This window comes from Microcoleus sp. MON1_C1, from assembly GCF_036701945.1.
Taxonomy (GTDB): domain Bacteria; phylum Cyanobacteriota; class Cyanobacteriia; order Cyanobacteriales; family Microcoleaceae; genus Microcoleus.
In genome coordinates this window covers 52,182-78,186 of sequence record NZ_JAUBRO010000038.1, presented here as the reverse complement: position 1 = coordinate 78,186, position 26,005 = coordinate 52,182, and the positions used below count along the sequence as shown (strand labels likewise).

Sequence of the window (26,005 nt, the reverse complement as noted above, 5' to 3'; positions counted from 1 at the left end):
ACACCAAAGTCGAGCCAACCTTCTCAACCAGAACCGGTTGTCGAAAATCTCGAAGTTTCAGAAACACCAAAGTCGAGCCAACCTTCTCAACCAGAACCGATTGTCGAAAATCTCGAAGTTTCAGAAACACCAAAGTCGAGCCAACCTTCTCAACCAGAACCGGTTGTCGAAAATCTCGAAGTTTCAGAAACACCAAAGTCGAGCCAACCTTCTCAACCAGAACCGATTGTCGAAAATCTCGAAGTTTTAGAAACACCAAAGTCGAGCCCACCTTCTCAACCAGAATCCCAACCAGTTGTAAAAAATCGACCACTTAAAAAAAAGCCACAACCGAGTAGCGATTCTCGACCAGAACAGCCACCTATTGCCAAAAAGCGACAAATAGAAAAAAAGCAAAAGGATAGAGACGACAGCGAAAAACCACCCGCAGGCGAATCAGAATGAACCAATTACCAATGGCCAATTACCCATTCCCAATTCCTAAAGGTTAGTAATGATTAGTAATATTATCGCAATTTACCGCAAAGAACTACAAAGCTATTTTGCCTCGCCATTAGCCTATGCCATCGCAGCAGTCTTTTGGCTAATCACCGGCTACTTTTTAATAGCTATCCTCCTCGCCCCCGACGGGTTAATTCCCCAAATCGGCCAGCGAGACCAAATGGGAATTACCGAACCTCCCATCGACGTTGCTTACGAATTCCTGCAACTCTTCCTGCGAATCATGGGTTCCCTTTCCTTGTTCGTACTACCCGCACTCTCAATGGGACTTTACGCAGAAGAACGCAAACGGGGCACCTTAGAACTATTAGCCACATCGCCCTTAACAAACTGGGCAGTTGCTACCGGCAAACTCCTGGGAGTTTTAACATTTTATACCACAATGTTGCTGCCCCTGCTGTTCTGCGAGGCGATCGTCCTCAGTTCCTCAACCCCACCCGTACCCCCCGGAGTTCTTCTGCTAGGACACGCCGGCTTAATATTACTAGCAGCAGGAGTATTGTCGCTCGGAATGTTTATTTCCTCCCTCACCGACAGCACAATTTTATCCGCCATCCTCACCTTCGCCCTAGTATTATTTCTCTGGGTGATCGATGCAGCCGCCGTCGGTATCGGTGGCCCTTTCGGAACAGCATTAGGACATTTGTCCCTCCTAACAAATTACACCAATCTTGTCAAGGGAGTTTTCGATACCAGCAGTTTAATTATGTTGGCCAGTTACATCATTTTAGGAGTATTTCTGACCGCCCAATCCATCGATGCGCTGCGATATCAGCGTTCTTAAAAGCATCAGGGAAGGCTTCGGGGAATCAAGAAGAAAGAGTGGGAAAGTAAGAGATTTGGAGAGTTGCACATTAAAGGAAAAACCACCACTTCCCAATTCGCAATGCCCAATGCCCAATTCCCAATGCCCAATTCCCAGTTCCCAATTAATGTTAGTTATTCCACTAATTACTTGAAAGAATGAGATTTATCAATCCCAAAATCGACTTTGCGTTCAAAAAAATATTCGGTTCCAGCGACAGCAAAGACATCCTGATTAATTTTTTAAACGCCATCCTTTATGAAGCACAGCCGATCATCGAAGACTTAGAAATAATCGACTCCCCGCCAGAAACTCCAACTCTCGGAGTCCAAGACACACACCTAGATGTCAAAGCCACAATTAACGGCGACAGAATCGCCCTAGTTGAAATTCAACTGATCAACGTGCCTTCCTTTGGGAACAGAGTTTTGTACAACGCTGCCAAAAGCTACAGCCAGCAATTAACAGGAAAAGAACGCTACGAAAGACTAAAAACAGTAATTTCTTTGAAAATTACCGACTTTGAAATGTTTGAAAATCAGCCGGAATTTATGTCGCGGTTCGTTTTCCAAGAAAAAGAGCAACAGTTTGAGTGTCCAGATACTGAAATAGAATTAGTATTTATCGAACTGCCGAAATTTAGCAAGGAATTAGCCGAATTAGAAACAACTGCAGATCAATGGATTTACTTTCTCGAAAATACCAGCAATCTGGAGGCAGTACCAGAAACACTCAATGCAGTACCAGAAATTCAGAAAGCTTTTAGAATTGCCAGCGAGGACAACTTCACTCCGGAAGAATTAAATGAATTGCAGAAGCAAGAACTGTGGATTCAAGACCAGCAGATTGCGATAGATGTAGCAAGAGAACAGGTGACAAAAACCGCTCAACTATCGTTAATATTGCGTCAGCTAGTGCGGCGTTTAGGCACAATACAACCGGAAACGGAAAACTGCATCCGTCAATTAGGCGTAGAGCAATTAGAAGAACTAGGAGATGCCGTTATGGATTTCAACCATCAGTCAGATTTAACAGCATGGTTGCAGGCTAATGCGATATAGAATAACATCCTCGAACCGGAATTTTCTCACTGAATATTTACCTTATGAAAATTAGCAAAAAAAATTGGAAATACGTGTTTTTGCTGGGCCCCCTCCTCATCGCAGCGGGGGTAACAGCAGCACTGGTATCCGGAGTATGGGAAGCATTGACAGTCGGTTTAGTTATTGCCGGAGCAGTGACGATCGCACTTTGGCTGCTATATTTGAGTTACGAACAAAGCTTTTGGGGGCAGCGTTCCACTCAAGCGGGCACCAACGCCCTGATTGCTACCCTCGCCGTCTTTGTGATTCTCGGAGTAATTAACTTTATAGCCGTTCGCTATCCCGTCCGCATCGACTTAACCGAAAGCCAACAATTTAGCCTCGCCCCGCAGACTCAACAAATACTGCGAAACTTGCAACAAACAGTCAAAGTTTGGGTATTTGACCCCATCCAAAACCCCCAAATTAAAGAATTGCTGCAAAGCTACAAACGCGAGGGAGGCGAAAAATTCCAATTCGAGTTTGTTGACCCGCAGACCCAACCGGGAAAAGCGCGGGAATTTAGTATTACTAGCATCGGAGAAGTTTACCTGCAATCCGGTGACAAAAAACAGGTACTGCAAAAAGGCGGCACTGCTTTTGGTAGCGACCCGAATCAAGGGCTTTCAGAGATAAAACTTACCAATGGCTTAGAAGAAATCCTGAGCACTCGCGTTGCTACAGTTTACTTTTTGCAAGGCAAAGGAGCCCGCCCGCTAAAGGAAGGTCAAGGCGGAATTCAGCAAGCTGAAAAAGCTCTGAAAGATAAATACTACAACGCCCAAACGCTGAATTTGACTGAACGCAAAGAAGTGCCAGAAGATGCAGATGCTTTAATCGTTCCGGGGCAGGACAAACCGTTTTCCGATACAGAAATTAAAGCACTAAGAGCTTATCTCGATCGCGGCGGCAGTTTATTGTTAATGGTAGACCCGGCAATTGATACGGGATTAGACAAATTGCTGCAAGAATGGGGCGTAAAACTAGACACCCGTTTGGCCATCGATGCTTCGGGCACTGGTCAAAGATTTGGCCTCGGCCCCACGGTTCCCACAGTCAGGCGCTACGGCGAACATCCGATTACTCAAAGTTTTGGCAACGGTATTTCATTTTATCCGTTTGCGCGTGCTGTGGAAACCTCGCCAGTAGAAGGGATAGAGGAAAAACCGCTGATTTGGACGAGTCAGGAAAGTTGGGCGGAAAGCGATTTGACGACTAAGAAATTGGAGTTTGATCAGAAGACCGATCGACAAGGCCCGCTATTATTAGGTGTAGCTTTAGTTCGATCGTCCACTGACAGCACTCCCTTAAACCCCTCACCTTCACCAACACCAACTTCGCCCTCGCCTTCACCCCAAGCATCACCCGCAACGCCATCGCCTTCACCCCAAGCATCGCCGACAGATTCACCATCGCCGACAACTTCTCCCTCGCCAACAACTTCCCCCTCGCCAACAACTTCGCCATCGCCAACAACTTCACCGTCGCCAACAACTTCGCCATCGCCAACAACTTCACCGTCGCCAACAACTTCGCCATCGCCAACAACTTCACCATCGCCAACAACTTCACCATCGCCGACAACTTCACCGTCGCCGACAACTTCACCGTCGCCGACAACTTCACCGTCACCGACAACTTCACCATCGCCGACAACTTCACCAACAGCTTCCCCAATCAGCTATTCGGTGATTGTCTCGCAAGAAGCTACGCCTCCAGCATTACCGACGACTTCGCCAACACCAGCAGCATCTCCGACAGCATATCCAGAAAGTTCGCCAACACCGACAGAATCTCCCACAGAATCTCCCACACCGACACCAGAAACATCTCCCACAGAATCTCCCACAACATCTCCCAGTCCAACCGCAACTCCTTCTTTGCCTTCAGCTTCTAGAAAAACATCACGAATGGTAGTAATTGGCACATCTCAATTTGTGACTAACGGTTGGTTTGACCAACAACTCAATAGCGACGTGTTTCTCAATTCCGTCAGTTGGTTGAGTAAACCAGACCAGCAAAGCTTTTCTATCAGTCCGAAAAAAGCTACCAACCGCCGTATTAACATGACGACCATCCAAGTAGGATTGCTGGTGTTAGCTTGGCTAATTTGGCCTTTACTCGGACTGGGAATTGGCGGTGCTATCTGGTGGAAGAGAAGATAAGTTTGGCAACAAATTCTGTAAGGAATTTAACGGATTTATTTGCCTCTTTCTGGTTTTTCCACCTCTTACCCATTACCAATTCCTAATTCCTAATTCCGTAAGGGGCGCCGGCCGCGCACCTTACCCATTGTCAATTCCTAATACTTCGGCTACGCGAACGTACAAGTTTCTAATTCCTAATTTCCCTAAGGGGCGTCTCTTACCAATTGCCCATTCCACATTCCCCATTCCCCATTCCCCATTACCATGCCGAATTCGCTGTTACTATGAAATTGCAGAAAAATACATTAGTATTGATAGCCGTCGCGCTGAGCATGACGGGGTTGGTTGCTTTGTTCGAGATGCAAGTATCTCCGAAAGAGGAAGCCGCTAAGGAAGAAAAACAGAAAATTTTTGCTTTTAACTCCGATCGCATACAATTCTTTACAGTCAAAACTCCCGAAAAAATATTGACCTTTGAGCGAGTTTATGCTACAAAAGGAGGCAAGTCTAGCTGGGAAATGAAATTGCCAGTGCAAGCACACGCAAGTCAGGCATCTGTGGATTTTTTGCTAGACAGGCTCGCAACAGGAAAGAGCGATCGCACGATTAATATTACTGCTGCTCAACTGCCAGAATTCGGTCTCGACCAACCCCAAGCTACAGTCACAGTAAAGCTGGACAACCAGGAAACTCACCGTCTAGTTTTAGGCAAAACAGACTTTAGCGGCCGCTTCTTGTACGCTCAAGCCAATCCGCCGGAAGCGCCCCCTCAAAATTCAACCCAAAATTTGCCCGTGCTGCTAGTGCCTTTTGACTTTAAAAATGCCGTCCAGCGACCTTTGTCAGAGTGGAAAAAAGCAGAAGCACCCAAAACAGACAAACCGCAAAAACCCTCTCCCACGCCAAGTCCTGAGAATAAATAGATGGCCGGTCGCTCGAATTGGGTGCGGGACACAGGAGATTCGGTATTACCCAGTAGCACTCTGGGATAGAATTTAAAGAACAAATCCCAAAACCTGTTACATCCAACATTCCTCACCTAAAATACAGAAAAGTCTAAACTTAAACTGTATTTAAGTAGCGTGCATTACCCCCAGGAAAGGGCGAATATGTTTCAGACAGCACTCAACCAAGGTACGACAGCAACGGATACAGCGCTTGACGTTGAACTCCGCAAGGTCTTTAAGGTATTTAACGGCGAAACCGCAGTCCGCGGAGTAGACCTCAACATCCGCCAAGGAGAATTTTTTAGCATTCTCGGGCCTAGCGGCTGCGGCAAGACTACGACCCTGCGGTTAATCGCTGGGTTCGAGACTCCCTCGGCGGGCGAATTGATGATTCGGGGCCAGTCGATGACCAACACTCCAGCTTACCGCCGTCCGGTAAATACTGTGTTTCAAAGCTATGCTTTGTTCGGACACATGAATGTCTGGGACAATATCGCTTTTGGATTGCGGATAAAAAAGCTGGGGAAAGCAGAAATTGAAGAACGGGTACGGGAAGTTTTGCAATTGGTGAAAATGGAATCTTTCGCCAACAGGTTTCCCGGTCAAATGTCCGGTGGCCAGCAGCAGCGGGTGGCTTTGGCGAGAGCTCTGGTAAATCGACCGGCGGTTTTGCTGCTGGACGAGCCCCTAGGTGCTCTGGATTTGAAGTTGCGGAAGCAGATGCAGTTGGAACTGTCGAATTTGCATCAAGAATTGGGTTTGACTTTTGTGATGGTGACTCACGACCAAGAAGAGGCGATGAGTCTGTCTGACCGGATTGCGGTGATGCACGAGGGCAGGATTGAGCAAATTGGCTCTCCTGAAGAAATTTATGAGTGTCCGCAGACGGCTTTTGTGGCGGATTTTATTGGTGATACGAATTTGTTTTCTGGTACGGTGGAGTCGATCGACCGATCGACTATCACAGTTCGCACATCAGCCAATCTGAAAATAGTCGTTCAGCAGTCGGATATGTGGAGTGGTGTCACAGGCGACTCTGTTGTGGTCAGCGTTCGGCCGGAAAAAGTATATTTGAATCTCTACCAGCCGGAAGTGTCGGTCAACTGTTTTGAAGGGCGGCTCAAAAATACCATGTACATGGGCACGCACGTTCATTACGTGGTTGAGTTGGCGTCGGGGGATAAAATTACTGTACGCCAGCCAAATACCGGCGGTTCTTTCCCAGATCCGCACACGCCGATTTACGCTTATTGGGGAACTACTGATTGTCTCGCTTTGACCGATCGAGCATAATTACGAAGGAAGTTCGGCAACGAACACGCGATCGAGATTTAACGGATGTCACGGAGGTCGGGAAGTTCGGCAACGAACAGTGTACGGGATTTAACCGATTTAACGGATGGATGTTGCAGGGAAGTTCGGTAACGAGCAGTGTACGGGATTTAACCGATTTAATCTAATTTCCCAATCCCTAATTGCCCAATCTAAAATCTAAAATCTAAAATCGAATTTCCCAATCCCCACTTCCCCAATCTAAAATCTAAAATCTAAAATCTAAAATCTAACTGTGCCTCCGACTAACTTACCAATTTCCAGGATTTTTCCGGCTAATTCTACACGCCGTCAGTTCCTAAAAAATTCGGCGGCGACAATTTCCGGGTTAGCTGCTTCGAGTTGCGGCTGGCGACTTGCAGACGTACAATCTGCTCCTGCCGTCAAAGGCTCTGCCGACCAACTTTTCATCTATACTTGGGCAGGCTATACCGATGAAGCTTTGCTCGATCGCTTTGCCGAAAAAACCGGCATTCGCGTAGTGGCTGACGTGTTTAGCTCCAACGAAGAAATGCTGGCGAGAGTTCAAGCCGGTGGCGCCCGCGCCTACAGCATCATTTACCCATCTGATTACATGGTGGTTCAAATGACGGAACTCGGGCTGTTGAGCCCATTAGACCAGTCGAGTTTGGGCGGGCTCGATCGGCTCAGAAAACAGTTCCAAAACCCTGTTTATGACCCAGGAAACCGCTACAGCGTGCCTTTGAGTTGGGGAACCACAGGCTTGATTTACAACACCGAACAACTCAAAGAAGCTCCTGAAGATTGGGAGTATTTGTGGCAGCACAAACAGGAGTTAGCAAAGCGAATGACGCTGGCGAGTGATGTTCGAGAAGTCATGGGCGCTGCGTTGCGGATGCTGGGCTATTCTCTGAATTCTACGAACCAAGAGCAAGTGAAACAAGCTTACGAAAAGTTGGTGGAACTCAAACCGGCGATCGCATCTTTTACTACTGATGCTTGGCGGCCTCAAATGCTGACGGGGGATTTGAAGGTAGCTATGTGTTATTCTTCTGATGCTAATGAAGTAATTTCAGATAACGATAAATTGAAGTATGTCGTCCCCAAAAGCGGTTCTTCTCTGTGGACTGACACTTTAGTAATTCCTAAAGGTTCTCCCAATCCCGAAGCAGCTTATAAATGGATTAACTTTATGCTGCAACCCGATGTCGCTGCTTCTTTAGTAGAGCGGCTCAGTTTTTCAACTCCTTCGGAAGATGCTTTTAGTTTGTTGCCCCCGGAAGTTCGCGAAAACGACATTCTTTTTCCTTCGGAAGCTGTTTTGAAAAAGTGCGAAGGTGTGGCTCCGGTAGGCAAATTTATGGAAGTGTACGATCGCTATTGGACTCAATTAACCAGCGGCTAATCATCAAACCTAGGGCGGGTTTTACAGGCAATCTCTGATTCTTACCCAATATATACATCAACCTGCCCCCCTAAAGCAGAGCGCCCACTCTATCCGTATTATATCCGCGTTAACCCGCGTTCATCAGCGGTTAAAAACTCAAAACAATTGATCTATGGCTGTTTCAACTAGAACTCCCCCTCCTATTCCTCCCAATTCTCCTTTGAAGGCTGAAACTGTTTCCCCGTGGTCTGCTTGGGCTGGGCCACTGGCATTGCTGGGCCCTTCAGGCTTGTTGCTGCTTTTATTATTAGTCATACCAACTTTGGTGATTTTTCAGCTTAGTTTGGTGCCGAATATTAAGCCGGGAGATTTGGTGAATCCTTCGGGAATCGGCAATTACCTGAGAGTGTTTGAGCCGCTGAATTTACAGGTGATGGGTCGATCTCTCTTTTTCGCAACGGGGACTACTATTCTGTGTTTGCTGCTGGGATTTCCCGTCGCTTACTGGATCGCCCTCAATGTCTCGAAAAAGTGGCGAAATTTAACTTTGTTAGGCTTTGTGTTGCCGCTGTGGACTTCTTCGCTGTTGCGATCGTATGCTTGGATTACAATTTTGCGTCCTACGGGTGTTCTCAACTCGCTCCTGGGACTTTTGGGCATCCCTCCTCTAGAATTGCTCAATCAAAGTTCCGCAGTTCTAATCGGCATGGCTTACAGTTATTTGCCTTATATCGTGACAATTCTCTACGCTTCTTTGGAAAAGTTAGATCGCAGGTTGCTAGAAGCATCTCAGGATTTGGGTGCGAATCCAGTGGAAACTTTCTGGAAAGTGACAGTACCTCAGACTATGCCGGGAATTGCTGCGGGTTCTTTGCTAGTATTTATTAGCAGTTTGGGCGATTTTGTCGATCCGGAGTTGCTCGGTGGAGCTTCGAGTATGACGGCGGCTCGTTTGATTTACAATCAGTTTTTGGGGGCCACTCAAAATTGGGGGCTGGGTTCGGCTCTGAGTATGGTATTAATCTTTGCAGTGAGTATCGGAATTGCCCTTTTGCTCAAATATGGCGATCGTAATGCAATTTAGGATGTTAAAGGAAGAAGGAAGAAGCAAGAAGGAAGAAGGAAGAAAACAATCCTAACCTATTACCAATTACCGATTACCAATTACCGATTACCGAGAAATGGAAAATACCGCCGACCATCCACAGGAGGAAATACAAGCCGATATGTACTTAAAACCTAAATTTAAGGTTTCTTGGCAGGTAATATTTGCCGTTTTGATGTTTTTTTATATGTACCTGCCCATCCTGGTACTCACATTTTACAGCTTTAACAAATCGCGTTTTAGCGCCGGCTGGGAAGGATTTACTTTAGATTGGTACGTTAAATTATTTAGCGATACGCGGATTTTAGTTGCCCTAAGAAACAGTTTAACAGTGGCTGTTTGTGCAGTTGCAATCTCGGCTGTACTTGGCACTTTGATGGCGGTTGGTTTAGCCCGCTACCGCTTTCCTGGCAAGAGTTTATATCAGGGAGTCTCCTACTTGCCGATTATTATTCCAGATATTGCTACCGCAGTTGCTACTCTGGTATTTTTAGCAGCGCTGGCTATTCCTCTGAGTTTGTGGACAATTGTCGCCGCTCACATTGTGTTTTGTCTGGCTTACATCGCCCTAGCTGTTTCTACTAGATTGGCCGATTTAAACCCGTATTTAGAAGAGGCTGCCTTGGATTTGGGTGCAACGCCTGTTGAAGCTTTTATTCAGGTTTTGCTCCCTCAATTAATACCCGGAATTGTTTCCGGTTGTCTGCTGTCTTTTGTCCTCAGCATGGACGATTTTTTGATTGCGAGTTTTACCGCAGGTAGCGGGACTACAACTCTGCCGATGGAAATTTTTAGCCGGATTCGGACTGGGGTGAAACCTGATATTAATGCTCTCAGCGTGCTGTTGATAGTAGGTTCGGGAGGATTGGCATTTTTAGCGGAATATTTGCGCGGCCGGGGCGAGCAAAAACGGACTCATTAGTCATTGGTCATTGCTCATTGGTTATTACTCACCAAAAAACCCGGTTTCTTTGAGAAACCGGGTTTCTGAGGCGGTAAGGTACGCAGTTGAAACCCTACAGAGGTTCTGCGTCTAGGGCTGAATTGCTGCTATTTTGCTGCTGGTAATTTCACCTTAGTAGCCAAACCTAGTGCTTCCATGACTTGAATTGTCATCCAAGTGAAGTCAATTTCCCACCATTTCATACCGTGACGCGCAGAGTATTGAAAAGCGTGGTGGTTGTTGTGCCAGCCTTCGCCGTAAGTCAAAACCGCAACCCACCAACAGTTAGTAGAACTATCTTCGGTTTCGTAAGTGCGGTAGCCAAATTTGTGAGTGGCGCTGTTAACAAACCAAGTGCAGTGATATACCGCAACTAAGCGGACAAAAATTACCCAAACTACAAAAGGCCAGCCTGCTGCTAAGTAAAGCAACACGCCAAATGCGATTTGAATGGGGAGAAAGTAGTTTTGCAAAAACTGGTAAAAGGGGTCGCTCGAAATGTCTTTTGTGCAGCGAGAAATTTCAGCGTGAGCTGGACCTTTATATAGCATCCAGCCGAGGTGACTCCACCAAAAACCCTTTTGGGCATTGTGAGGGTCGAGCGCATTTTGGTCAGAGTTGGTGTGGTGCAATCGGTGCAGCCCAACCCAATCAATTATTCCTCCTTGACAGGCAAGGGCTCCGCAAAATGCTAGAAAGTATTCTACGAATTTTGGTGTCTGAAAACTGCGGTGGGTGAGCATTCGATGCCATCCGAGAGTTATTCCCAAACCGCCGGTTATCCAGTGCATGAATACTGTTAAACCAACTGCTGTCCAATTGAAGTTACTGGGTAGCAGTGCGAACAAAGCGCCGATATGAAGTCCTGCTAAACTAATAACGTGCTTCCAATTGTATTGGAGTTTTTCTTGCGTTGCAATTGTCATTCTCTTTTTGATTTCTGATGAGATGCCGAGCTGAATTCACGCATAATAGTTTGGATTGAACAGTGAACTTTTTTGCTGCACTCTTGCCCAAACTAATAAAGAATCAATGATAGATTTTGGATTAGGATTGAAAAAGATTTACCGTTGTATTTTGAAAATAAAAAATTTGGCTGCCAAACAAAATTTTTTGTTCCCAACTCTATTATAACTGATTCTGGTTTTGGTTGGGTCGATCGCACCAGGGGATTCGATCTTTGTTCAACCCAACCTCTACCGATCGCAAAAACACGATTAGGCATTGGTCACGAGCCATTAGTCCAGACCTGATGACCGACAACCAATGACTAATTGCCGATCGCTATTTTTCGGCTAATTTCACTTTGGTTGCCAAACCAAGTGCTTGAAGCAGTTGAATTGTCATCCAGGTGAAGTCGATTTCCCACCATTGGAGGCCGTGGCGAGCCGAGTATTGAAAGGCGTGGTGGTTGTTGTGCCAGCCTTCGCCGTAGGTGAGCAGGGCAACCCACCAGCAGTTCGTCGATCCATCGCCCGACTCGTAGGTGCGGTAGCCAAATTTGTGGGTAGCGCTGTTAACCAGCCAAGTGCAGTGGAACACCACCACGATCCGCATAAACACGCCCCAAACCACGAAAGACCAGCCGCCTAATAAATAAAGCAACACACCGAAGACGACTTGGATGGGGATAAAATATGCTTGGAGAAACTTGTATACTGGGTCGTCGCCGATGTCTTTAGTAAAGCGCGGGATTTCCACTCTGATGGGGAGATCCGACAGCATCCAGCCCATGTGGCTCCACCAGAAGCCTTGATTGGAATCGTGGGGATCTGTTTCGGTGTCGGAATGTATGTGGTGTAACCGGTGCATTCCTACCCAGTCGATCGGGCCACCTTCACAGGAAAGAGTACCGCAAATAACTAGAAAATACTCTAGCCATTTCGGTGTTTGAAAACTGCGGTGGGTGACTAGGCGGTGATATCCGAGAGTAATTCCTAAACCACCTGTTACCCAATGCAGAAAGACTGCTAGCCCAACCGCAGACCAGCTAAAGTTACCAGGCAGCAAAGCAAATAAAGCACCGATGTGCAGAAAGGCCATAAAGCCTACGACAGGCCAATCAGGAGAAGTTTTTTTGGAAGTTGCAATCGTCATGAATATATTATGTTTACAAACTAGGGGCCGCATCTACGCCATAATGAACAGCGCGCACGCAACTGGTGAGCGAGGTATAGATGAATAGCGTTTCACGGCTACAGGAAGCAGAACAGGCACTCTTTCAGATTTTTTCTGGTATTGACACGACAGTCAAGCAAAATCTTCAACGAGTCTTAAAAGCTTTTCGCAGCCACCGGGTTGGAGTCCACCATTTTGCAGGGGTTACGGGTTACGGCCACGATGATTTGGGTCGAGAGACTTTGGACGGGTTATTTGCCGAAGTGGTAGGGGCAGAGGCCGCGGCTGTCCGGGTACAGTTTGTTTCGGGTACTCACGCGATCGCCTGTGCTCTTTTTGGCATCCTGCGTCCTGGTGACGAAATGTTGGCAGTGGCTGGTTCTCCCTACGATACTTTAGAAGAAGTGATCGGCTTGCGAGGGCAAGGTCAAGGTTCACTGCTTGAGTTTGGCATTAGTTACCGTGAGTTGCCTCTAACTCGGGAAGGAAGTTTGGATTGGCAGGCATTGAGCTCTACTATTTCAGCAAAGACTCGCCTGGTTTTTATCCAGCGCTCTTGCGGCTATTCTTGGCGGTCGAGTTTGTCTATTTCTGAGATTGAAAAAATCGTCGCCGTAGTCAAACATCAGAATCCTAACACAATTTGCTTTGTTGATAATTGTTACGGGGAGTTTGTCGAGGATTGCGAACCTACTGCTGTGGGTGCGGATCTGATGGCTGGTTCTTTAATCAAAAATCCGGGGGGTACGATCGTCCCTGCAGGAGGTTACGTCGCCGGGAGGGCTGATTTGGTGGAGGCGGCAACTTGTCGCTTGACGGCACCGGGAATTGGCAGCAGCGGCGGCGCAACTTTTGATTTGAATCGCTTGCTGTTTCAGGGTCTTTTTTTGGCTCCCGGGTTGGTGGGAGAGGCGATCAAAGGCAATCATTTAACGGCTTATGTTTTTTATGAGTTGGGTTATCGAGTGAATCCTATGCCTTTGGCTAGAAGACGAGATGTGATTCAGGCGATCGAATTTGGTTCGGCTGATAAGTTAATTGCTTTTTGTCGGGCGGTTCAGCAAAATTCCCCCGTGGGTTCCTATTTAGATCCGGTGCCGGCTCCGATGCCGGGGTACGAGAGTCAGTTGGTGATGGCTGGGGGTACTTTTATTGATGGGAGTACGTCGGAGTTTTCGGCTGACGGGCCTTTGCGAGAACCCTATGTGGCTTTTTGTCAGGGGGGGACTCATTGGACTCATGTATCGATCGCTCTTGAGGATGCGATCGAGGCTGTGGGCCCGGCTAAGTAAGTTGTAGGGGCGGTGCGGTATGGGGGCTCCCTGGGTTTGCAGGGTGATTTTTGGGGATTTTTTGACCGCAGATGCAGGCAGATTGACGCTGATGAACGCAGATTAGAAGATGTATCCGGGATCGGCTGCTGGGAGTTGGCTCGCCTTCGATCGCGCCGGAACCGGTACACAGGATCAAAGTTAAAATTAATATCGCTGTATTTGCGAGTTTACTCCGCATTTTTGAGTGCTTGAATATCGCTTTGCATAATGATGCTGACATTGCGCGAAATCTTGTCGATTTCCCAATCCCACCACCGAATTTCTAAGAGTTGTGCAACTTCAGCATCGCTAAAACGCTGTTTGATTGGATGTGCGGGATTTCCACCAACAACGGTGTAAGCGGGAATGTCTTTTACTACAACGGATTTGGCTGCAATGACGGCACCGTCGCCGATTTTGACTCCGGGCATAATCAGGGATTCATAGCCGATCCAAACATCATTGCCAATGACGGTATCGCCTTTACTTGGCAGTTCCATTAATAAATTCATGGCTGTTTCCCAACCATTCCCAAAAACAGGAAAAGGATAAGTTGAAATCCCGTCTAGTTTGTGATTTGCACCGTTCATAATGAATTTGACGTTGGTGGCGATCGCACAAAATTTACCAATAATTAATTTGTCGTTTCCGTAGTTATAAAGTACATTTTTTTCAAAATTTTCTGGCTCTATTGGATCGTCGTAATATGAGTAATCGCCGACGATAATGTTGGCGGATTTAATAAAGTTTTTGATGAAGCATACGCGCCGCTGATCGGCCATCGGATAAGGTCGGTTTGGATCGGGCCCAATTTCTGTCATAAGTTTCCATCCTTATTCGTTAAGCTGCTGGATTGATGTAGTGTTAGTTCGAGTGAGGTTTGCTTCTGCTTCAATAACATAGAGTAATAAAGTTTGTCAAGTGGTCGGCGAGAAATTTTGGGTCGATCGCCCTGCAAGAAATGAGACAAAATGGTAAAAGCCAATATCCATCCGCGTTCCGAAGCGGTTAAAAATCCCAAATTAATATTAAAGAAGCGATCGCAGTGAGATAATTTATGAGAGTACGAACCTACGAAATCGGTGATACCCAACAAATTGTAAAACTGTTTTACAACACCGTACACGAAGTAAACATCCGCGATTACACAAAAGCACAAGTAGATGCTTGGGCACCAGCAGATATGGATATCGAAAGTTGGATTAAAAGTTTAAGCAGTAAATTTACTTTCGTAGCAGAAGAGGGCGATCAAATTGCAGGTTTTGGGGAATTAGAAGCAAGCGGCCATATCGATCGCTTTTACTGTCATCAAGATTTTCAAAGGCAAGGAGTCGGCAGGCTAATTTTAAAACAAATTGAGTCAAAAGCCAAAGACTTAGGAATTAACAAGTTATTTACCGAAGCCAGCATTACAGCTCGACCTTTTTTTGAAACCCAGGGATTTATTGTGATTAGAAAACAAGAAGTAGAACGCAGAGGACAAAAATTCATCAACTTTGCGATGGAAAAAAATATATAAACAACGATTTGTGTAAAATTAGATCGAAGAGTTTTACTCAGGAGTTGCGATGGTGACGGAAGCTACAAATGTGCTGGGCGGAAAGTTAGAGAATTGCTGCACTTCGCCAATGACGGGGTATTATCGAGACGGCAAATGCAATACAGGTGGTGGCGACTTTGGGGCTCACACTGTTTGTGCTCAACTGACAGAAGAGTTTTTGCAATTCACCAAGTCGAATGGAAATGATTTGAGCACTCCGGTTCCCGAATTTAACTTTCCGGGTTTGAAGCCTGGGGATTGCTGGTGTTTGTGCGCGTCTAGGTGGAAGGAAGCAATGGATGCAGGAGTGGCGCCACCTGTGGTTTTGGCCGCGACTCACGCCTTGACTTTGGAATACGTTTCTTTGGATGAATTGAAGCAGCACGCTGCTGATTTGTAGGAGGATGTTGGTGTGCGATCGCCCGATCGCACTTTATATTTAGCAGTTCCCATCGCAACTTACGAATCTTTTTTCACTCGGGAATTACCTCAAGCGTCGGTTCGACAACATCAAGTCAAGCTTATTGTGTATAACCCAGTTCAGGAGGCAATAGTCAAATGGATCGACTAGAGCATTACCGTCAGTGCATTCAAAAACTCCTAATTGAAGACAGCAAGATAGCACCAATTAACGGGGAAATTCAGGTGCAAATACTGGACCGCCGGGAAACATAGGGACTCCCAAACGAGTATCTATCGGGGGGTTGGTTGGTGCTTCCCAATAACAGATAGACTCTGGCTTAAGAGGGCAATTTTTGGGAGCGATCGGATTTTCGCTAAGCCTGATCACAGTCAGTTTAGTCAAAGATTGCAAAGGTTTGATGTCACTAATTTGATTGTTGTTGAGGTCGAGCTGTGTCAGGTTAATCAAAGATGCTAGGGGTTTGATGTCACTAATTTGATTGTTGTCAAGCCAGAGTAAAGTCAGTTTAGTTAAGGATTCTAAAGGTCTGATGTCGCTGATTTGATTGTCGATGAGTTTGAGCGAAGTCAGTTTAGCCAAGGATGCTAGGGGTCTGATGTCGCTGATTTGATTGTCAATGAGGTTGAGCGAAGTCAGTTTAGCCAAGGATGCTAGCGGTTTGATATCGCTGATTTGATTGTTATTGAGCCAGAGCGCTCTTAGGTTAGTCAAAGATGCTAGGGGCTTGATGTCGCTGATTTGATTTCCGTTGAGGTAGAGCCAACTTAGGTTAGTCAAAGATGCTAGGGGCTTGATGTCGCTGATTAGATTTCCGTTGAGGTAGAGATCGGTCAGGTTAGTCAAAGATGCTAGGGGTTTAATGTCGCTGATTTGATTGTCGATGAGGTAGAGCCAACTTAGGTTAGTCAAAGATGCTAGGGGCTTGATGTCGCTGATTAGATTTCCGTTGAGGTAGAGATCGGTCAGGTTAGTCAAAGATGCTAGGGGTTTGATGTCGCTGATTAGATTTCCGTTGAGGTCGAGCGAAGTCAGTTTAGCCAAGGATGCTAGCGGTTTGATGTCGCTGATTTTATTGTTGTTGAGGTAGAGATCGGTCAGGTTAGTCAAAGATGCTAGCGGTTTGATGTCGCTGATTTGACTGTTGTTGAGCCTGAGCGCTCTTAGGTTAGTCAAGGATGCTAGCGGTTTGATGTCGCTGATGTGATTGTCGTTGAGCCCGAGCGAAGTCAGGTTAGTCAAGGATGCTAGGGGTTTGATATCGCTGATTTGATTGTAGGCGAACCAGAGATTCGTGAGACTGGAAAGTTTCTGATTAGCCGCATCGCACTCAGTAGTCCCTGCTTGCTGCAACAGAACCTCAACAGTATGTTTAGCTTCAGGACTCAAATCAGCTTTTTGGCGACACCAATCGGCAAATGTTCGTCTCATGTTTCCCGATCGCGTTTCTGCGGCCTTGGCAGACAGTCCATTTCCAGATAATGCTAGAAGCAGACAACAAGTAAGTGCGATCGACTTTGGTAACTTCATGTGTTTGTGTGCCACTATGAGTGTCATAATCTTGTACCTCTAATTTCCCCAACAGTAAAGTTTGAGCATTTAATTTCAGGGTTCCCAATTACAGATAGACTCTGGCTTGAGCGGGCAAGTTTTGGGAGCGATCGGATTTCCGCTGAGGTCGAGGTTAGCCAGTTTAGTCAAAGATGCGAGCGGTTTGATGCCGTTGATTTGATTGTTATTGAGGGAGAGAGTTGCCAGGTTACTCAAAGATTCTAAGGGTTGGATGTCGCTGATTTGATTGTTATTGAGGGAGAGCAAAGTCAGGTTAGTCAAGGATTCTAGCGGTTTGATGTCGCTGATTTTATTGGTGTCGAGGTCGAGCCCAGTCAGGTTAGTCAAGGATTCTAGCGGTTTAATGTCGCCCAGAAGATTTGTTGAGAGGACGAGCAAAGTCAGGTTAGTCAAGGATTCTAGCGGTTTAATGTCGCTGATTTTATTGGTGTAGAGCCAGAGCTCTTTCAGGTTAGTCAAGGATTCGAGCGGTTTAATGTCGCTGATTTTATTGTTGCCGAGCAAGAGCAAAGTCAGTTTAGTCAAGGATTCGAGCGGTTTAATGTCGCTGATTTTATTGTTGGTGAGGTCGAGCACAGTCAGGTTAGTCAAGGATTCGAGCGGTTTAATGTCGCTGATTTTATTGTCGCTGAGGTCGAGTTCAAACAGGTTAGTCAAAGATTGTAAGGGTTTGATGTCGCCCAGAAGATTGTTGTCGAGGTCGAGCAAAGTCAGGCTAGTCAAGGATTCTAGCGGTTTGATGTCGCTGATTTGATTGTTCTGGAGCTCGAGCGTAGTTAGGTTAGTCAAGGATTGCAAAGGTTTGATGTCGCTGATTTCATTGTCGTGGAGAGCGAGTTCGGTGAGAATCGAAAGTTTCTGATTAGCCGCATCGCACTCAGTAGTCTCAGCTTTCTGCAACAGCACCTCAACAGTATGTTTAGCTTCAGGACTCAAGGAAGCTTTTTGGCGACACCAATCGGCAAATGTTCGTCTACTGTTTCCCGGTTGCGTTTCTGCGGCCTTGGCAGACAGTCCATTTCCCGATAATGCTAGGATCGCACAACAAGTAAGTGCGATCAATTTTTGTAAATTCATGTGTTTGTGTGCAACTGTGAGTCTCATAATCTCGTACCTCTACTTTTCCCAACTTTATACAACAAAGACACGGTATTGCCGTGTCCCTGCCAAACATCTATTACAAACTCTCTTAATCACCTTACTCACGCAACTTATACTAATTTGTAGGTGCGTCCTTTTGCATAATATTCTGTTCCCAGCGAAGATATTTACACGCTCCGCACCCACTCAACTAATTAATATCAACTCCCACCAAATCTGCCACAACTTTCTCCAATCCAGCTATCACCTTCGCCGTCCGTTCCCAGTCAACCTTATCGGGTGTATCTTGCGCCGTGTGATAGTAAGGATAGCGATAGGGAGCAGTATCTGTCACCATCAGCCCTGGATAACCATGTTGCCAAAAAGACCATTGATCTGACCAACCCACACCAGGAATGCCACCCGGAATTGCTGCACCTTCCGAGGGAAATTCAGCATGGCGGCGGAAAGATGCGATCGCCTCTCTAACCAGTTTACTTGAGGATGTATTGCCAATAAATCCGATAAAATTTCCCGATGTAGGATAAAAAAGGTTTAATGGTGCTAGATATTTCTGACTGTTTTTGGCATCTGAGTAATAACCAATTGTTTCTAAACTGAGCATCGAAACAATTTTTTCATTACGCTCTCTGCATCTTTTCGCATAAACCAAACTCCCCATATCAGCCGTCCAGAAAAAAGGCGGTTCCTCATTCACAAACTCAACAAAACGCACAGTTTTTTCCGGCTTTTTACCTGCAAACATTCTCGCTAAAGCCAGCACTCCCGCCGCCCCAGTTGCGTTATCATTGGCCCCTGGACTCCCGACCACAGAATCATAATGTGCCCCAATTACAACTATTTCATCTGCCTTTTTTCCCCCTGGAATCTCCACTTCTATGTTATAATAAAATTTATCATCAATTTTATATCCTTGTCGTTCAACTTTATAGCCAGCAGCTTGAAAAGATGCTTCGAGAAAGTCAGCGGCTTCTCCAAGTTTTTGATAGTGTATAAAGTTGCGCTCTCCGATTTCACCAGAGAGCTTTTCCACATCGCGCTGTAAAGCATCTCGGAGCGAGATTTCCTGTGCTGTTAAAGGGGGAATTGTCCCGCTGTAGCTTTTCCCTGGCATTGCAATCATACTCAACCATATCCCACTAATCAGACTAATTAAGATCGTACTAAGGATAGCCAGTCTAGGTAACGTTCTGCGATTCCATAATTCAATTTTTCCCAATAGCATTTGTTTTCTATCTTTTGCTATCCTTGAGTAGCAGGGTGCATCAGTTAGCGTTATTTTTTCAATAATCAAACAACTCCTGACTGACGCACCCTACAAGTTTACACATCTGGTAACTTATACTGCGCCACAATCCGCTTAGCATATTCCGGCACATGAGCCTCTAATTTCTCCGGGTAATTGCGCTTCACGTACAGATAATTCCGAGTGAAATGAGAGTCAATCGAAAACCGAGCATATTCCAAACCCTTCGGCCCAATTCTCTCAATAAAAACTCCCATTAACTTCGCCGCCCACATTGGCAAAGTCACCCCTTTTTCATAAGCTGGAATGCTTTGCTGAACCGCTTCTTTTCGGTTTCCCTTAGACATTACGGGCTGAGTATTTAACTGCTCCGTTACCAAGTCTAACATCTCTTGCCCGGTGTCATTTCGCACTACAATCCACTGCCAGCCAAAGGGTGCGCCCATGTAGCCCACAACTAAATCAGCTAAAGAATTGACATAATCAAAACAGCTCAAACAAGAAGGAGCAAAAACATCTTTCAACTCCTTAGTATTCAAGCCAAAAAACGGCACTTTTTCTTCCGAACCATCTTCGTGTTTGAAGTGAACGTTAAAGTCTTGCATAAACTCGTAAGAAACCACTGTTTCTGGAGAGCGGCTAGTCGTGTCTAGGAATTTCTGCAAGCCCGCACGGCTGACATTATCGACACAGGGAGTTCCCAAAACGTAGAGCTTTTCTAAACCGAGTTTTTTCTCGACTGTTCGCAAGGCTTGAATTTGACAGCCGACGCCAATTACTAACAGTCGCTTCATCCCAGATTGTTCGATTTGTTCTAATACTGAAAGATTGGGAGAGAGAGTTGGTTTGTTGACTTTTGCTGCCAAAATTTCTGCGCGATTTCTAGCAATAATCGGCATCGGCTGAAAGCGGTCTTCCTTAGTATTTTGTACGCAAACAACGCCTTCTACAATTCCTTTTTCGAGCATTTCAATCGCAATTGTGCTGACGATTCCCGTCCACTGAGCGCCCTCGATCGGCTCTTTTTTCCGAGCAGCCATCATATTTTGACTGACTCCGAAATACCAATCGTCGGGATTGTCGAGATTGCGCGATCGCCCGTGAATCTCTTCTTCTAATTCCGCGATGTGCTGTGTTAAGAAAGCACAAGATTCCTTGACATAATGGATGTAATATGTATCGCACAAACCGCACTCGCTGCAAAGTTCTTTAGCGGGGCGGCGGCTACCCGGTTTGAGGGCTTTGGATTTTTGGTGTTTAGTAGAATCTGTTGCGGTCATCTAAATTGCTAATTTTATCGAGATATGGCTTTTGTTAGGATATCACAGCAATTTCCGTTGATTTACCTCCTTTATTCTTTCTTTTAGTCCCAGTAGGCGGACGCAAGCTTGGGCGGGAGCAAATTCGGTTCGCCCGAAATTGGCGGTTTTCAAAGCTTAAAAAATATTAGTCAGGACTTACCTAGGTTGCGCTAGAAACCCGGTTTCTTGCTGAATACCTCACTGTTAAACCTAAGATTTAGGATAAAAACCGAGTTTCTTTGTGTAGTTTTGGTAAAAAAAATCCGGTTTCAGAGCAGCGCAGTGCGTCCAGGAGTGTTTGTGTAAGTCCTATTAGTATCAATCCGGATATAGCGGGCGATCGCGCGAATAAATTGCCAAATAAAGCTATAAAAAAAATGGTAAAAATGTTTGTGACCACAGCCGTCGCTGGCATCATGATGAATCTCGCCATTTCGAGCTTAGGATTTGCTGCTTTAGTTCGTCCTGTTCCTGCTATGAATCAAACTGTTGCGACTCTAGAAAGAATGCTCAGCGCAACACAAAAGCCGGCGGCGCTGAACTATTCGCGCCTGGGGGTTGGCGGCGTTCGGTTGGGGATGCCTGTAGAAGAGGCAAAACGTAAGTTGGGAAAACCGCAGCGCGACGAAACTAAACCTGCTGGGCATGGCACCGGTGGCAAGATTCGCACGCTAACCTACTCAGGATTGACGGTAGCAGCATGGGATGGCAAAGTTTATTTAGTTTCTACTACCAATCCCAAGTTTCTGACAATTGATGGTGTGAAGCTAGGAGATAACATCCAAAAAGTCGTTAAAACTTACGGTTACGGGTCGCAATCAGTGCAGGGTGGAGTGACTCGCTTGACTTACAGCAATGACCAAAAGGCTTCTAATTTGATTTTGGAAACTAAGGGCGATCGCGTGCAAAAAATTATTGTGAGCACGCAGATCAACTGAAATATTAAACCACAGTGCAAAAGTCCGGGTTCACAAGTTTGTAGTAAGGACTTTATTTCTTATTTATGAGGTTTTTTAGCCTTTCTGTGAGTTGACTGGAGGTCTTTTTCCTCATGTGCGATCGCCCGCGTCTCCTTAATCCTCTTCATCCTCATCCGACAATTTTGTCATTTCCTCAGCAACTAGCGTCTGAAAGTCCTCTCCGCAGTGAACGTTGAGATGGATTGCAGAGAGGAAGGAACTCTGCTAGAATTTCAGCTTTTTGTCGATCGCTCAAATCAGGTAACTGAAGCTGAGCGATTAAAGTAATCACATTTTGACACTCAGTACCCAATTCTTCAATTAACGTACTCAGCGTAGAATTAGTTACAGCAATTGTCCGATCGCTTTCCTTGCATCTTTACTTCTCCAATTCTCAGTCCGCTAGGAGTGGACGAAAGTTTGTTCGCGGTTTCAAGCGCCGAGCGATCTCGGATTTGGGCTCACACCCATAAAAAAAAGTAGAGGTGCGATTGATCGCATCTCTACAAAAGTTCTAAATCAGGTGCACATTGTGCACTTTACCAATTAGCTGTTCTGGGGAACAGGAGCACTCGGTGCTCCAGAAAAAGTCGGCGCTGGTACAGAATTACTCGGTGCACCAGTCTTAGCCCGCTTCTTGATCAAGATTGGCTTGACGCTGTTTTCTCCACCAATCGGGGGATCTTCTTGTTGAGCGTAATCCGCGCCCATCCAAGCAGGACGGCTTTGATCGAAAGCCATTTGCAAAGCAGCAGCGGCGATCGCGTGGGAGTCGTACTCCTCGGATAACTGAGACACCAGAGGCAAGAAAGATGCCATCCGTTCGCCAGCCAAAGCTTCGCGAACTTTACCCTGCATCTTTTCCAACTGACGAGCTTCAATTTGCGCCCGTGTCGGAATGTTTCGCACCGTCAAGCTCGATCGAACGTGGCGTTCAATCAAGCGCAGTTTGCGGCGATCGACCGGTTGAATCAGCGTAATTGCCGTTCCTTCGCGACCCGCCCGGCCCGTGCGTCCGATCCGGTGAACGTAGCTTTCCACACTGTCGGGCAAATCGTAGTTAATCACGTGAGTCAAGTGATCCACGTCCAAACCCCGCGCCGCAATATCAGTCGCCACTACCCAGCGCACCTGACATTGGCGGAACCGATGCAGCAAGCGTTCCCGCTGTGCCTGATTCAAATTACCGTGATACTCATCAACGCTGTGACCGGCTGCTTGCAGTTGGCTGGTGAGTTCTGCCGCCGACTGCCGAGTCCGCACAAAAATCAGTGCAGATTCCGGGTCTTCCATTTCTAAAATTGGCTGTAGGGCTCTTGCCTTCGACCAGCCACGGGGAATCATGTACACGCCTTGGCTGATGCGCTTTGGCGTTGCTTTTGGCTGTTCTACGGTGACGTTGACTGGGTTACGCAAATGCCGCGCCACCAGTTTCCGAATGGAAGCTTCCATCGTCGCCGAGAAAAATGCCGTTTGACGTTCTTTTGGTGCAGCATCCAAGATTTTTTCCACATCTTGGATAAAGCCCATGCTCAGCATTTCGTCAGCTTCATCCAAAACCAGCCACTTTACCTTGTCTAGTTTCAGGCTGCCACGGCTGAGCATATCCAATATGCGTCCGGGTGTACCGACGACGACGTGCACGCCGCGCTTCAAACGCTGCATTTGACGATCGATCGATTGACCGCCGTACACTGTCAGAACTTGCAGAGAGCGACCCACTTTTACCGGGCCGTCGCTGCTGATGCCGCTCAAATCACGGATGGCTTCAGTTACTTGCATCGCCAATTCGCGAGTCGGCGTCAGCACCAGTGCTTGCACCGCAGTTACATCTAAATCAATCCGCTCCAAGATGGGCAACGAGAATGCTGCCGTTTTGCCTGTCCCTGTTTGGGCTTGACCTACAACGTCGCGACCTGCTAGCAAGTGCGGAATTGCTTGTACTTGGATGGGAGTAGGTTCTGTAAAGCCTAGTGTTTCCAGATGGAGAACGAGTTCTTCCGAAAGACCTAAGCCTTCAAACAATAAATTCATTAATGCTCCTAATAACGAGTCTTAGCCTTCTAAGTTGCCCAACTCGGATGCGGATTTCTGCTCTAGGGCAGGAACTCATAAGAGTTCTTTATGGTGCTGCGCCTGCGCGCACCTTCTTAAATAGCAATCGAGTATAGGGCAGCTCCGTCGATGGTGACTAAATTTACCAATTCGACAGCCGTCTTTGATTTTGTGACATCGCCGATACCAACCGCCAGGGGTCGGGTTATAGGCTTCCAACATTCTTAAAACAGGACATTGGACTTCCTTTGAGGTACTTGCAAGCTTTCCCTCTCAGGCATTTTATAGTGAGGATCATGACCAGCCCCACTTCACTACATAGTAGTAACAGGTTGTTTGGTTCAGGCGCTATCCCGCAATCCGTCGCCTGCGGGATTGAGCGGGGGATGGGGCGACCGTTACCGCCTATCCATCTCAACACTCTTTCGGGATACCGTTGTGGTGTAGGGCGGACGGCGAAGCAATCTCAAATTATCCCCGCTTATTTCTGGCTTGTTATCATCATAACTCTTTACATTCAGAAACAAAACATTAAATTCGTTAAAATTTTCCGATGTTCTGTAGAGATTACCGCACCCCGACGGGGAGGGTCGATTGCCAGATAGGGGCTAAAAAAGTTTAGAACCCCTTTGCTACATATCTTTGCACAATTGTGTACTAACCGTTACTTTTGTTGCACAATCCGCTAATCATTTTTGGCTCGTGTCCGGTTTTTGTTCGCCGCACCGCCGATCGCGACAGTTCCAGCAATACTTACACTTGACCGTAGAGGTCGTAGACATCTGCACCAGTAATTTTCACAGATACGATTGAACCCAGCCGCGCTTCTCCTGTGACATAGACGAGTCCATCTACTTCTGGGGAAAACCGAGCGGATCTACCAATCAACTCGCCTGTCTCTGGTTGTTCTTGTTCTATCAGGACATCAACTACCTGACCGACAGACTCTTGATTCTTCTTCAATGATATAGGTTGTTGTGCCGCCATTACCGAATTTCGCCGCATTTCCATTATTTCTGCAGGTATTTGCTGGGGCAAGCTGAAGGCTGGGGTTCCTTCTTCTGGCGAAAATACAAAAACTCCTACGTGATCGAATTCATGGCGCTTGACAAATTCCAGCAAGTGTGCTGCGTGTTCGTCGGTTTCGCCGGGGAAGCCGACAATAAAAGTTGTCCGCATCACAGCGCCGGGAAGTGCTGCTTTGAGCCGATCGACTATAGCATCATTGATCCCGGCTTGAAAAGGTCGATTCATCGCCCGCAGAATTTCCGGGTGCGAGTGTTGCAGGGGTAAATCCAAATACGGCAAAACGTTGGGCGTTTCGCGGATTGCCTCGACAACTTGGGGAGTCAAACCTGTAGGATAGGCGTAGTGCATCCGAATCCAAGGTACATCTACTTCACCCAAAGCCCGAAGCAGTTCGGCTAGTTTCGGTTCGCCATAAATATCTTTGCCGTAGTTGGTGGTAATTTGAGAAATTAAGATAATTTCCTTTACCCCTTCGGAGGCTAATTGCTTAGCTTCGGCGACGATAGATTCGATCGTCCGCGATCGTTGATTTCCGCGCAAGTGCGGGATAATGCAAAATGCACAGCGGTAGTCGCAGCCTTCTGCTATTCGCAGATAAGCGACACCTTCCGATGTCGTGCGGTAGCGGGGAGTAGTTTCGTCAGCGATGTAAGTAGGTTCTGAGGAGACGAGGGAAACTCGATCGCCCTTTTCCACCTGCTGCATAACATTGACTATTTTGTGATAGTCCCCAGTGCCGACAATTGCGACTGCTTCGGGCAATTCGTCCAGCAATTCCTGCTGAAAATGCTGTGCCATGCAGCCGGTGATGACTACTTTTTTATTAGCTTCTGCCAATTCTACCAAGGTGCGGACTGACTCTTCTCGCGCAGCTTGGATAAAACTACAAGTATTGACTACAACATAATCAGCTAATTCTTCATTAGAATCCACTTGATAGCCCGCTTGAGCCAGCAAGCCAATCATGTGTTCGGTATCGATGCGATTTTTTTCGCAGCCGAGGTGAGTAAATGCGATCGTTGGCTTCGTTGCCATGCAGTAATAGTTAGTGTTGCGCTATTTCTAAGAACATTTTATGATATCACACTCCTTGCCAATTGGCAAGATATTGGTCTAATTTGTCTATCGGCTGCGACCAGT

General features: G+C 46.5%; 23 protein-coding genes and 1 pseudogene. 15 read left to right on the top strand and 9 right to left on the bottom strand.

What is annotated here, in order from left to right; genetic code table 11:
* From QUA62_RS20830 to QUA62_RS20785, 10 genes and pseudogenes are all read left to right on the top strand, one after another.
* Positions 1–444: pseudogene (locus QUA62_RS20830) on the top strand (ATP-binding cassette domain-containing protein); the annotation flags it as partial.
* Positions 445–493: 49 nt separating this feature from the next.
* The gene (locus tag QUA62_RS20825) at positions 494–1,285 is read left to right on the top strand and encodes an ABC transporter permease (RefSeq protein WP_190663106.1); all 792 of its coding nucleotides are present in this window, start codon (positions 494–496) and stop codon (positions 1,283–1,285) included.
* Positions 1,286–1,464: 179 nt separating this feature from the next.
* Complete coding sequence (locus QUA62_RS20820) at positions 1,465–2,367, top strand: Rpn family recombination-promoting nuclease/putative transposase (RefSeq protein WP_333406359.1); 903 nt, start codon at positions 1,465–1,467, stop codon at positions 2,365–2,367.
* Between the two features lie 44 nt (positions 2,368–2,411).
* Positions 2,412–4,553 carry a Gldg family protein gene (locus QUA62_RS20815; protein ID WP_333406357.1) on the top strand — a complete coding sequence of 714 codons (2,142 nt, stop codon included), beginning with the start codon at positions 2,412–2,414 and terminating at the stop codon, positions 4,551–4,553.
* Between the two features lie 266 nt (positions 4,554–4,819).
* Positions 4,820–5,458, top strand: coding sequence for a DUF4340 domain-containing protein (locus QUA62_RS20810; RefSeq protein ID WP_333406355.1), 639 nt, complete (start codon positions 4,820–4,822; stop codon positions 5,456–5,458).
* 186 nt (positions 5,459–5,644) lie between these two features.
* Complete coding sequence (locus QUA62_RS20805; RefSeq protein ID WP_006633579.1) at positions 5,645–6,775, top strand: ABC transporter ATP-binding protein; 1,131 nt, start codon at positions 5,645–5,647, stop codon at positions 6,773–6,775.
* A complete protein-coding gene (locus QUA62_RS20800; protein ID WP_190663101.1) occupies positions 6,748–6,942 on the top strand; it encodes a hypothetical protein in 195 nt (64 codons plus the stop codon). The genes QUA62_RS20805 and QUA62_RS20800 overlap by 28 nt, the downstream gene beginning before the upstream one ends.
* 107 nt (positions 6,943–7,049) lie before the next feature.
* Positions 7,050–8,180, top strand: coding sequence for an extracellular solute-binding protein (locus QUA62_RS20795; protein WP_333406351.1), 1,131 nt, complete (start codon positions 7,050–7,052; stop codon positions 8,178–8,180).
* A 154-nt stretch (positions 8,181–8,334) separates the two neighbouring features.
* Positions 8,335–9,246: an ABC transporter permease gene (locus QUA62_RS20790; RefSeq protein WP_333137887.1), complete on the top strand. Its 912-nt coding sequence runs from the start codon at positions 8,335–8,337 to the stop codon at positions 9,244–9,246.
* 97 nt (positions 9,247–9,343) lie between these two features.
* On the top strand, positions 9,344–10,189 hold the full coding sequence (locus QUA62_RS20785; RefSeq protein WP_333216484.1) for an ABC transporter permease: 846 nt from the start codon (positions 9,344–9,346) through the stop codon (positions 10,187–10,189).
* 128 nt (positions 10,190–10,317) lie between these two features.
* On the opposite strand, the gene QUA62_RS20780 is transcribed toward QUA62_RS20785, so the two are convergent.
* Both QUA62_RS20780 and QUA62_RS20775 read right to left on the bottom strand, forming a co-directional pair.
* Positions 10,318–11,136, bottom strand: a complete 819-nt coding sequence (locus tag QUA62_RS20780) for a fatty acid desaturase (RefSeq protein ID WP_190663097.1) — start codon at positions 11,134–11,136, stop codon at positions 10,318–10,320.
* Positions 11,137–11,494: 358 nt separating this feature from the next.
* On the bottom strand, positions 11,495–12,307 hold the full coding sequence (locus QUA62_RS20775) for an acyl-CoA desaturase (RefSeq protein WP_190663096.1): 813 nt from the start codon (positions 12,305–12,307) through the stop codon (positions 11,495–11,497).
* 80 nt (positions 12,308–12,387) lie between these two features.
* On the opposite strand from QUA62_RS20775, the gene QUA62_RS20770 reads away from it, so the two are divergent.
* On the top strand, positions 12,388–13,620 hold the full coding sequence (locus tag QUA62_RS20770) for a methionine gamma-lyase family protein (RefSeq protein WP_333406349.1): 1,233 nt from the start codon (positions 12,388–12,390) through the stop codon (positions 13,618–13,620).
* A gap of 209 nt (positions 13,621–13,829) precedes the next feature.
* On the opposite strand, the gene QUA62_RS20765 is transcribed toward QUA62_RS20770, so the two are convergent.
* A complete protein-coding gene (locus QUA62_RS20765) occupies positions 13,830–14,462 on the bottom strand; it encodes a Vat family streptogramin A O-acetyltransferase (RefSeq protein WP_333406347.1) in 633 nt (210 codons plus the stop codon).
* Positions 14,463–14,698: 236 nt separating this feature from the next.
* Here QUA62_RS20765 and QUA62_RS20760 point away from each other — a divergent pair, with 236 nt between their 5' ends.
* The 3 genes from QUA62_RS20760 to QUA62_RS20750 are packed head-to-tail and all read left to right on the top strand — an operon-like array spanning position 14,699 to position 15,752.
* Entirely contained in the window at positions 14,699–15,160 is a 462-nt protein-coding gene (locus tag QUA62_RS20760; protein ID WP_333406345.1) for a GNAT family N-acetyltransferase, read from the top strand.
* A 49-nt stretch (positions 15,161–15,209) separates the two neighbouring features.
* A complete protein-coding gene (locus tag QUA62_RS20755) occupies positions 15,210–15,581 on the top strand; it encodes a DUF2237 domain-containing protein (RefSeq protein ID WP_333109180.1) in 372 nt (123 codons plus the stop codon).
* A 12-nt stretch (positions 15,582–15,593) separates the two neighbouring features.
* Complete coding sequence (locus tag QUA62_RS20750; RefSeq protein ID WP_333406342.1) at positions 15,594–15,752, top strand: element excision factor XisH family protein; 159 nt, start codon at positions 15,594–15,596, stop codon at positions 15,750–15,752.
* A gap of 57 nt (positions 15,753–15,809) precedes the next feature.
* Here the strand turns inward: QUA62_RS20750 and QUA62_RS20745 are convergent, their stop codons facing one another.
* The 4 genes from QUA62_RS20745 to QUA62_RS20730 form a co-directional block, all read right to left on the bottom strand.
* Positions 15,810–17,159: a leucine-rich repeat domain-containing protein gene (locus tag QUA62_RS20745; protein ID WP_333406341.1), complete on the bottom strand. Its 1,350-nt coding sequence runs from the start codon at positions 17,157–17,159 to the stop codon at positions 15,810–15,812.
* Positions 17,160–17,207: 48 nt separating this feature from the next.
* Positions 17,208–18,278 carry a leucine-rich repeat domain-containing protein gene (locus QUA62_RS20740; RefSeq protein WP_333406340.1) on the bottom strand — a complete coding sequence of 357 codons (1,071 nt, stop codon included), beginning with the start codon at positions 18,276–18,278 and terminating at the stop codon, positions 17,208–17,210.
* 187 nt (positions 18,279–18,465) lie between these two features.
* Positions 18,466–19,500, bottom strand: a complete 1,035-nt coding sequence (locus QUA62_RS20735) for a M28 family peptidase (protein WP_333406339.1) — start codon at positions 19,498–19,500, stop codon at positions 18,466–18,468.
* Between the two features lie 98 nt (positions 19,501–19,598).
* The gene (locus tag QUA62_RS20730; RefSeq protein ID WP_333406337.1) at positions 19,599–20,801 is read right to left on the bottom strand and encodes a Coenzyme F420 hydrogenase/dehydrogenase, beta subunit C-terminal domain; all 1,203 of its coding nucleotides are present in this window, start codon (positions 20,799–20,801) and stop codon (positions 19,599–19,601) included.
* A gap of 407 nt (positions 20,802–21,208) precedes the next feature.
* On the opposite strand from QUA62_RS20730, the gene QUA62_RS20725 reads away from it, so the two are divergent.
* Positions 21,209–21,760, top strand: a complete 552-nt coding sequence (locus QUA62_RS20725; protein ID WP_333406335.1) for a hypothetical protein — start codon at positions 21,209–21,211, stop codon at positions 21,758–21,760.
* A gap of 567 nt (positions 21,761–22,327) precedes the next feature.
* Here QUA62_RS20725 and QUA62_RS20720 read toward each other — a convergent pair.
* Positions 22,328–23,815, bottom strand: coding sequence for a DEAD/DEAH box helicase (locus QUA62_RS20720; RefSeq protein ID WP_333220459.1), 1,488 nt, complete (start codon positions 23,813–23,815; stop codon positions 22,328–22,330).
* A 774-nt stretch (positions 23,816–24,589) separates the two neighbouring features.
* Positions 24,590–25,900 carry a 30S ribosomal protein S12 methylthiotransferase RimO gene (gene rimO / locus QUA62_RS20715; RefSeq protein WP_006633596.1) on the bottom strand — a complete coding sequence of 437 codons (1,311 nt, stop codon included), beginning with the start codon at positions 25,898–25,900 and terminating at the stop codon, positions 24,590–24,592.
* Between the last annotated feature and the right edge of the window lie 105 nt (positions 25,901–26,005).

Bases quoted from the DNA above. Each gene is read 5' to 3' on its own strand.
- QUA62_RS20730 (WP_333406337.1), bottom strand. From the start codon at position 20,801: ATGACCGCAACAGATTCTACTAAACACCAAAAATCCAAAGCCCTCAAA.
- QUA62_RS20740 (WP_333406340.1), bottom strand. From the start codon at position 18,278: ATGAGACTCACAGTTGCACACAAACACATGAATTTACAAAAATTGATC.
- QUA62_RS20780 (WP_190663097.1), bottom strand. From the start codon at position 11,136: ATGACAATTGCAACGCAAGAAAAACTCCAATACAATTGGAAGCACGTT.
- QUA62_RS20755 (WP_333109180.1), top strand. From the start codon at position 15,210: ATGGTGACGGAAGCTACAAATGTGCTGGGCGGAAAGTTAGAGAATTGC.
- QUA62_RS20825 (WP_190663106.1), top strand. From the start codon at position 494: ATGATTAGTAATATTATCGCAATTTACCGCAAAGAACTACAAAGCTAT.
- QUA62_RS20820 (WP_333406359.1), top strand. From the start codon at position 1,465: ATGAGATTTATCAATCCCAAAATCGACTTTGCGTTCAAAAAAATATTC.
- QUA62_RS20805 (WP_006633579.1), top strand. From the start codon at position 5,645: ATGTTTCAGACAGCACTCAACCAAGGTACGACAGCAACGGATACAGCG.
- rimO (WP_006633596.1), bottom strand. From the start codon at position 25,900: ATGGCAACGAAGCCAACGATCGCATTTACTCACCTCGGCTGCGAAAAA.
- QUA62_RS20760 (WP_333406345.1), top strand. From the start codon at position 14,699: ATGAGAGTACGAACCTACGAAATCGGTGATACCCAACAAATTGTAAAA.
- QUA62_RS20790 (WP_333137887.1), top strand. From the start codon at position 8,335: ATGGCTGTTTCAACTAGAACTCCCCCTCCTATTCCTCCCAATTCTCCT.
- QUA62_RS20725 (WP_333406335.1), top strand. From the start codon at position 21,209: ATGTTTGTGACCACAGCCGTCGCTGGCATCATGATGAATCTCGCCATT.
- QUA62_RS20720 (WP_333220459.1), bottom strand. From the start codon at position 23,815: ATGAATTTATTGTTTGAAGGCTTAGGTCTTTCGGAAGAACTCGTTCTC.
- QUA62_RS20745 (WP_333406341.1), bottom strand. From the start codon at position 17,159: ATGACACTCATAGTGGCACACAAACACATGAAGTTACCAAAGTCGATC.
- QUA62_RS20810 (WP_333406355.1), top strand. From the start codon at position 4,820: ATGAAATTGCAGAAAAATACATTAGTATTGATAGCCGTCGCGCTGAGC.
- QUA62_RS20735 (WP_333406339.1), bottom strand. From the start codon at position 19,500: ATGCTATTGGGAAAAATTGAATTATGGAATCGCAGAACGTTACCTAGA.
- QUA62_RS20765 (WP_333406347.1), bottom strand. From the start codon at position 14,462: ATGACAGAAATTGGGCCCGATCCAAACCGACCTTATCCGATGGCCGAT.
- QUA62_RS20770 (WP_333406349.1), top strand. From the start codon at position 12,388: ATGAATAGCGTTTCACGGCTACAGGAAGCAGAACAGGCACTCTTTCAG.
- QUA62_RS20775 (WP_190663096.1), bottom strand. From the start codon at position 12,307: ATGACGATTGCAACTTCCAAAAAAACTTCTCCTGATTGGCCTGTCGTA.
- QUA62_RS20815 (WP_333406357.1), top strand. From the start codon at position 2,412: ATGAAAATTAGCAAAAAAAATTGGAAATACGTGTTTTTGCTGGGCCCC.
- QUA62_RS20785 (WP_333216484.1), top strand. From the start codon at position 9,344: ATGGAAAATACCGCCGACCATCCACAGGAGGAAATACAAGCCGATATG.